This window comes from Phyllobacterium sp. (assembly GCF_037994405.1).
Lineage (GTDB): Bacteria > Pseudomonadota > Alphaproteobacteria > Rhizobiales > Rhizobiaceae > Phyllobacterium.
In genome coordinates this window covers 1-6,329 of the sequence record NZ_JBBNAN010000228.1, presented here as the reverse complement: position 1 = coordinate 6,329, position 6,329 = coordinate 1, and the positions used below count along the sequence as shown (strand labels likewise).

At 58.0% G+C, this 6,329-nt stretch carries 6 protein-coding genes; 5 read left to right on the top strand and 1 reads right to left on the bottom strand.

Annotation, left to right across the window (positions count from 1 at the left end):
• From AAAC48_RS12495 to AAAC48_RS12475, 5 genes are all read left to right on the top strand, one after another.
• Positions 1-1,378 (top strand): ABC transporter substrate-binding protein (locus AAAC48_RS12495; protein ID WP_340654479.1); only part of this gene is annotated, 1,378 nt, incomplete at its 5' end.
• Between the two features lie 49 nt (positions 1,379-1,427).
• On the top strand, positions 1,428-2,405 hold the full coding sequence (locus AAAC48_RS12490; RefSeq protein WP_340654478.1) for an ABC transporter permease: 978 nt from the start codon (positions 1,428-1,430) through the stop codon (positions 2,403-2,405).
• Positions 2,406-2,407: 2 nt separating this feature from the next.
• Complete coding sequence (locus tag AAAC48_RS12485) at positions 2,408-3,298, top strand: ABC transporter permease (RefSeq protein ID WP_340654477.1); 891 nt, start codon at positions 2,408-2,410, stop codon at positions 3,296-3,298.
• Positions 3,295-4,110 (top strand): ABC transporter ATP-binding protein, encoded by an 816-nt coding sequence (locus tag AAAC48_RS12480; protein ID WP_340654476.1) that lies wholly within the window; start codon positions 3,295-3,297, stop codon positions 4,108-4,110. The genes AAAC48_RS12485 and AAAC48_RS12480 overlap by 4 nt, the downstream gene beginning before the upstream one ends.
• The gene (locus tag AAAC48_RS12475) at positions 4,107-5,021 is read left to right on the top strand and encodes an ATP-binding cassette domain-containing protein (RefSeq protein ID WP_340654475.1); all 915 of its coding nucleotides are present in this window, start codon (positions 4,107-4,109) and stop codon (positions 5,019-5,021) included. The genes AAAC48_RS12480 and AAAC48_RS12475 overlap by 4 nt, the downstream gene beginning before the upstream one ends.
• Before the next feature lie 338 nt (positions 5,022-5,359).
• Here the strand turns inward: AAAC48_RS12475 and AAAC48_RS12470 are convergent, their stop codons facing one another.
• A complete protein-coding gene (locus tag AAAC48_RS12470; RefSeq protein ID WP_340654474.1) occupies positions 5,360-6,256 on the bottom strand; it encodes a LysR family transcriptional regulator in 897 nt (298 codons plus the stop codon).
• Positions 6,257-6,329 lie beyond the last annotated feature (73 nt).

Sequence of the window (6,329 nt, the reverse complement as noted above, 5' to 3'; positions counted from 1 at the left end):
CAGGCCGGACCTCAAATGGTCCGATGGCAAGCCGCTGACAGCGGCCGATGTCAAATTCACCTACGACTATCTGAAGAAATTCCCGGCGCTTGATTTCGTCAGCATCTGGAAGTTCATTGATGGCGTCGAGGCTGTCGATGCGCAGACGGTGCGCTTTACGCTGGTTAATCCGAGTTCGCTGGCGGCTGACCAACTGGCCCAGGTGCCGATCATTCCCGAACACGTCTGGAAGGACATTGCCGATCCCGTTACCTTTGCCAATGAGAACCCGGTCGGCAGCGGCCCGCTGACGGAAATCCCGCGTTTCACCGGTCAGACCTACGATCAATGCCGCAATCCGAATTACTGGGACGCCGCTGAACTTAAGATCGATTGCCTGCGCTTTCCGCAGCTTGCCGACAACAACCAGATCCTGACCGCGACCGCCGACGGCACGCTCGATTGGGGCGTTTCATTTATTCCCGATGTCGAAAACACCTATGTCGCCAAGGACAAGGCGCATTTCCACTACTGGTACACACCAAGCAGCATGGTGGCGTTTCTGTTCAATCTTGAAACGGCCAACAAGGACAACCGCAAGGCGTTCAACGACATCCGGTTCCGCCAGGCGGTCAGCATGTCGCTCGATCGCAAAGCCATGGTTGACGTGGCGGGCTATGGCTATCCAACGCTGAACGAGGACCCGTCGGGTCTTGGCGAACTTTATAAACCCTGGTCCGATCCATCGGTCATCGAGGCATTTGGCAAGTTCGGCAAACACGACACGGAGGCAGCCAAGGAATTGCTCGACGAAGCGGGTTATGTCGACAAGGATGGCGATGGCTTCCGCGACAATCCAGATGGCAGCAAGATATCGTTCTCCGTGATCGTACCTAGCGCCTGGACCGATTGGATCGATACCGTACAGATCGCCATCGAGGGCATGCAGGAGATCGGTCTCAACGCCCAGATCGCCACACCCGAAGAGGCCGTCTGGACGGGCAACCTGATTAACGGCACGTTCGACATGGCCATCAACAGCCTCCCCGCCGCAGCTTCGCCCTATTATCCCTATCAGCGTGCGTTCAACGAGACCGACAAGGGCAAGACGCGTTTTACCGCGCAGCGCTGGTTCAATCCGGATCTTGGGAAACTGCTGGTCGATTTTACCCGAACAGCTGATCCCGCCGCGCGCAAGGAGGTGATGAACAAGGCTCAGCGCATTGTCGCCGAAAACCTTCCCATGATGCCCGTCTACAACAATCCCAACTGGTATCAATACAACACGAAACGTTTTACCGGATGGTCGACGCCCGACAACCCGTTCGTCAACCCATCGATCACGCGCAACAATCCGGCGCGTCTGCTGCATCTCCTGGCATTGAAGCCGGCAAACTAATCCACAAGGCGCGGGAGCGGTCGCTTCTGCGCCAAGATGGGAGAAGCGTATGGTTTTCTTGCTCCGCCGCCTCGGATTCTACCTGGCAGCCTTTGTTGCGGCTGCCACCATCAATTTCTTTTTGCCGCGCCTGATGCCGGGTGATCCGATCCAGATCATGTTTTCCAGCACCGGCACCGAATTGTCAGCGGAGAATATTGCGTCCTTGAAACTGACCTTCGGCTTTGTCGATGGTCCTTTGTGGCAGCAATATCTGACCTATCTGCAGAGCATCTTCACGGGAGACCTTGGCCGCTCGATCAAATATTTCCCACTGCCCGTCACCTCGGTTCTCGGTCATGCATTGATCTGGACGGTCGGTCTGATGGGGACGGCAACAATCGTCAGCTTCTCGCTTGGAACATTCCTCGGCATTCTCGCCGCGTGGTGGCGCGGCGGGATGTTCGATATTGTGGTTTCCGTGGGGGCGATCTTTGCAACCTCCGTTCCCGCTGTCGTCACGTCGCTCATCGTGTTGTTCTTCTTCGGTTTTACGCTTGGCTGGTTTCCGACTGGCTATGCCGCTGACCCGGCGCTCGATCCATCGCTTTCACTGACCTATATCGGCAGCCTGCTCTACCATGGCATCTTGCCGATGCTCACGCTCTGCACAGTGCTCACGGGCGGCTTTGCCGTCACCATGCGCAATAATATGATCAACCTTCTAGGCGAGGACTATATCGTCATGGCGCGGGCCAAGGGTCTCTCCGACAGCCGCGTCATGATCTGGTACGCCGCGCGCAACGCATTGCTGCCAACGGTTAGCAGCCTTGCCATCGCCATCGGCACCGTCCTTGCCGGCTCGCTGGTCACCGAAGTCGTCTACAACTATCCAGGCCTTGGCAACATTCTCTACCAGGCCATTCTCGCCCGTGACTATCCGGTGATTCAGGGCCAGCTACTGATCATGACCGTCGCGATGCTTGTCGCCAATTTCATTGTCGATGTCAGCTATGTGCTGCTCGATCCGCGCTTGCGGGGGGCGTGACCATGCGAGCTCTCTTCTCCAGTCTCGTCTCCAATCGCAAGGCGCTCGTCGGCACAATCATCATTGCGGTCATCGTCCTCATCGCGCTCGCAGCGCCGCTCTTGACCGAGTACAACCCCGCATCCCGCGTCGGCCGCCCGCATCAGCCGCCATCGGCGGAACATTGGCTCGGCACCACCCGCATCGGCCAGGACGTGTTCTCGCGGCTCATCCACGGAGCGCGCACATCGCTTGCTGTTGGCTTCGGTGCCGGACTGCTGATTACAGGCCTTGGCACGGCACTTGGTATCATTGCCGGCTACCGCGGCGGCAAGACCGATGAAGTGATCAGTTTCTTCACGAACATGGTGCTGGTCGTGCCGAACCTGCCGCTGCTTCTGGTCCTCGCCGCTTTCATCGGACAGGCCAGCCCGCTCGTCATCGCCATCATCCTCGGCTTCACCTCATGGGCCTGGGGCGCGCGCGTTACCCGGGCGGAGACACTCTCGGTCAAGCACAAGGATTTCATCAAGTCTGCCGAAATGATGGGCGAGCCGCGCTGGCGTATCATGATCTTCGAAATCTTTCCCAATCTCATTTCCATCGTCGGCATCAACTTCATCGGCAGCGTGATCTTTGCGATCATTACCGAGGCTACACTGGAATTTCTCGGCCTCGGTGATCCGAAAACCGTTTCCTGGGGCATGATGCTCTACAATGCGCAGAAAGCGTCGGCCCTGTCGGTGGGCGCATGGTGGGACATTCTCACCCCCTGCTTTGCCCTCGCCCTTCTGGGTGTCGGGCTTTCGCTGATGAATTTTGCGGTCGACGAGATTGCTAATCCGCGCCTGCGGACAGGCAATCGTCTGAGCCGCTGGACCGCATTGATCCGTTCGGGAGAAGGCCGCCTGTGACCAAACCATTGCTTTCCATAAAAAACCTGACCATCGATTACATCGGCGAGACAACCGATTTTCGCGCGGTCGATGATGTCAGTTTCGACGTCGCGCATGGCGAGATTTTTGGTCTTGCCGGCGAATCCGGTTGCGGCAAGAGCACCATCGCCTTTGCCATCAGCCGCCTGCACAGGCCACCGGCCCTGATCCAGAGTGGCCAGATCCTGCTGGAAGGCCGCGACGTGTTGGATCTCGATCCCCAGGGACTGCGTTACTTTCGCTGGCGCGAAGTGGCCATGGTTTTCCAGAGCGCCATGAATTCGCTCAATCCGGTGCTGCGCATCGAAGCGCAGTTCTACGACGTGCTGCACACGCATCAAGGGATGAACCGCAAGCAGGCGCGGGAGCGAACAGCCGAGATGCTGCGTCTTGTCGACATCCAGCCAGACCGCATGAGCGATTATCCGCATCAATTTTCGGGCGGTATGCGCCAGCGCATCGTGATCGCGATCTGTCTCGCGCTCAACCCGAAGATCCTCGTGATGGATGAGCCCACGACGGCTCTCGACGTCGTCGTCCAGCGCGAAATCCTCCAGCGGATCAACGAGTTGCGCAAGACATTCGGTTTCTCGGTCCTATTTATTACGCACGACCTTGGGCTGATGGTTCAGGTTTGCGACCGCATCGGCATCATGCTGGAAGGTAAACTCGTCGAACAGAACACTGCCCAGAAGATTTATGGCGCACCGCAACACGACTACACAAAGAAGCTGTGGGCCTCATTCCCCTCGTTGCACGGGGCCAGAGTGACGGAGATCGCAGCCACATGACTGACACGTGTAAAGCCATATTGGCGCTCGACCGTGTTTCAAAAACCTTTGGCCGCAGCCCTTTCGCGGTCAAGGCAGTCCAATCGGTTTCGTTTGCGCTGCATGCCGGCCGCACATTGGCGCTGGTCGGGGAATCGGGCAGCGGCAAGACAACTTGCGCGCGTCTCGTCATGCGGGAATACACGCCCAATGAAGGCCGGCTGCTGTTCAAGGGCAAGCCTGTGGAAACCGGTGACGCCCGAGCGTTTGCAGCATACCGGCGCTCGGTGCAGATGATCTTCCAGGATCCATTCTCTTCGCTCAATCCAGCTCACACGATCGCCTATCATCTGCGGCGCCCGCTTCAACTGCACCGGCGCGATTTGAAAGGCAGCCAGATCGATGAGGCCATCGCGGAACTGCTGACGAGGGTCAAGCTTGACCCTGCGATCATCGCCCCCAAGCACCCCCATGAACTCTCCGGAGGTCAGCGCCAGCGGGTCAACATTGCGCGAACGCTGGCGGTCGGTGCCGAGGTCATCGTGGCCGATGAGCCGACATCCATGCTGGACGTATCGGTGCGACTGGGCGTGCTCAACCTTCTCAACGAGATGAAGAGGGATATGAAGCTCGCCCTGCTGTACATCACCCACGACATCGCCACAGCGCGCTACGTCGCCGAAGACATTATCGTCATGTATGCCGGTCAGATTGTCGAATGGGGCAATGTCAACAAGGTGATCGACAATCCGCAACATCCCTATACGCGCCTGCTCCTGTCGGCGGTACCTGATCCGGACATACGTTTCGAGGATCCGAAAGCTCAATTGAAGAAATCCGAAGTCGAAGAAGTTCGCCGACTTTCTGCGCTTCCACAGGGTCGTGTTGTCGCAGTCGAACCCGATCATTTTGTACGCCAGATAGCGGTCTAGCTTTTTCGCTCGAACCGGGAGCCCCTTATGAATTCGCTATGGCAGTTTCAGTTCAGACCGGCAACCCTTGAATTGGACTACCTGGCCGCCGGCAGCGGCGAGGCGCGAGCCCGTCAGGGTGGGTGCGCGCAAGATTTGCTTCATGAGGCAGTTCCTTTCGTGATTGCGTTTGGCGCGATCTCCTTAGCGCCGCAACGCAACTCCCTTTGCGCCGCTCCGTTCAATTATGATGCCGATCCGATCAGTGCTTGCCGACGCATCAGGTTGCCACCAACATATGGGAAGTAGCTCGAAAATCGCTAAGCGGCGCCGTTAACCGCGGACGCAATGGCTGAGTGTCAACGGCTCCGAGCGAGCGAAGCTTCCTTCTGCTTCGCTGCTATGCGCGCTTCCTCTGCGAAGGCGCGAACCAGTCGTTCGTTCGATGAAAGGCGTGGGAACATGATACCCACGCCTCTACTTGGGGCGTCCTTCAGTGGCAGCTTGCGAAGCGAAAGGTTCTCTGGCCATGGCGGTAGCCAGTCGGGAACGAGCGAGATGCCGAGCCCCCTGTTGACCAGCACCGCGATGGCTTCCAGCGAGTCGAGTTCGTACTTCTCTTTCGGGTTCAGTCTGATGCGCCTCAGGTACAGCTCGCCGGGTCGACCGCCCCAATGCTTGCGGTCATAGCGGATGAACGGCGCCTGCTTAAGGAGGGCAAGTGGATCATTCTCGCTTTCGGTGGTGCTGGTCAAAACGATTAGCGGGTCCTTGCGCAGTTCGTGCCAGGCAAGGGTTTTCGGAATGGCGAAAGGTGGCTCCACGATGATCGCTGCATCCAGACTGCCTTCGCCCAGTTTCACATAGATGTCGGATGACTGTCCGGGCAAGACTTCCACCTGGATGCCGGGCCGACCGGCCATCATCGAAGAGAGAATGTCCGGCAGCAGCCCGGTGATCATCGAATGGATGACACCGACGCGGATGGTTCCGACCTCTTCGTTCTGGTTTACCAGACCTGGCATGCTCTCGGCGGCCTCGACCAGCCGCCGGGCTGTATCAAGTATCGCCAAGCCCGCTTCCGTGGCGCGCGTCGAGTGACCGGCCCGCTGAACCAAAGCCGCTCCGATTTCTCCTTCCAGGGCTCTCAATCTCTGCACGACGGCAGACGGTGTGAGGTTCTCCTTTCTCGCCGCAGCCGCGATCGAGTTCGAATCCACGACGGAGAGGAATGTCTTGAGAAAGCGCGTTTCCAAAATTTAGGATCTCTGAATTTCAAAGAAGGCAAAACGTATGTTTTCTCGCATTCCTGGTCATGTCAATCTTGAA

What these genes read in the sequence shown, in the direction of transcription:
- AAAC48_RS12490 (WP_340654478.1), top strand. Translation starts at nt 1,428, where the DNA reads ATGGTTTTCTTGCTCCGCCGCCTCGGATTCTACCTGGCAGCCTTTGTT.
- AAAC48_RS12485 (WP_340654477.1), top strand. Translation starts at nt 2,408, where the DNA reads ATGCGAGCTCTCTTCTCCAGTCTCGTCTCCAATCGCAAGGCGCTCGTC.
- AAAC48_RS12475 (WP_340654475.1), top strand. Translation starts at nt 4,107, where the DNA reads ATGACTGACACGTGTAAAGCCATATTGGCGCTCGACCGTGTTTCAAAA.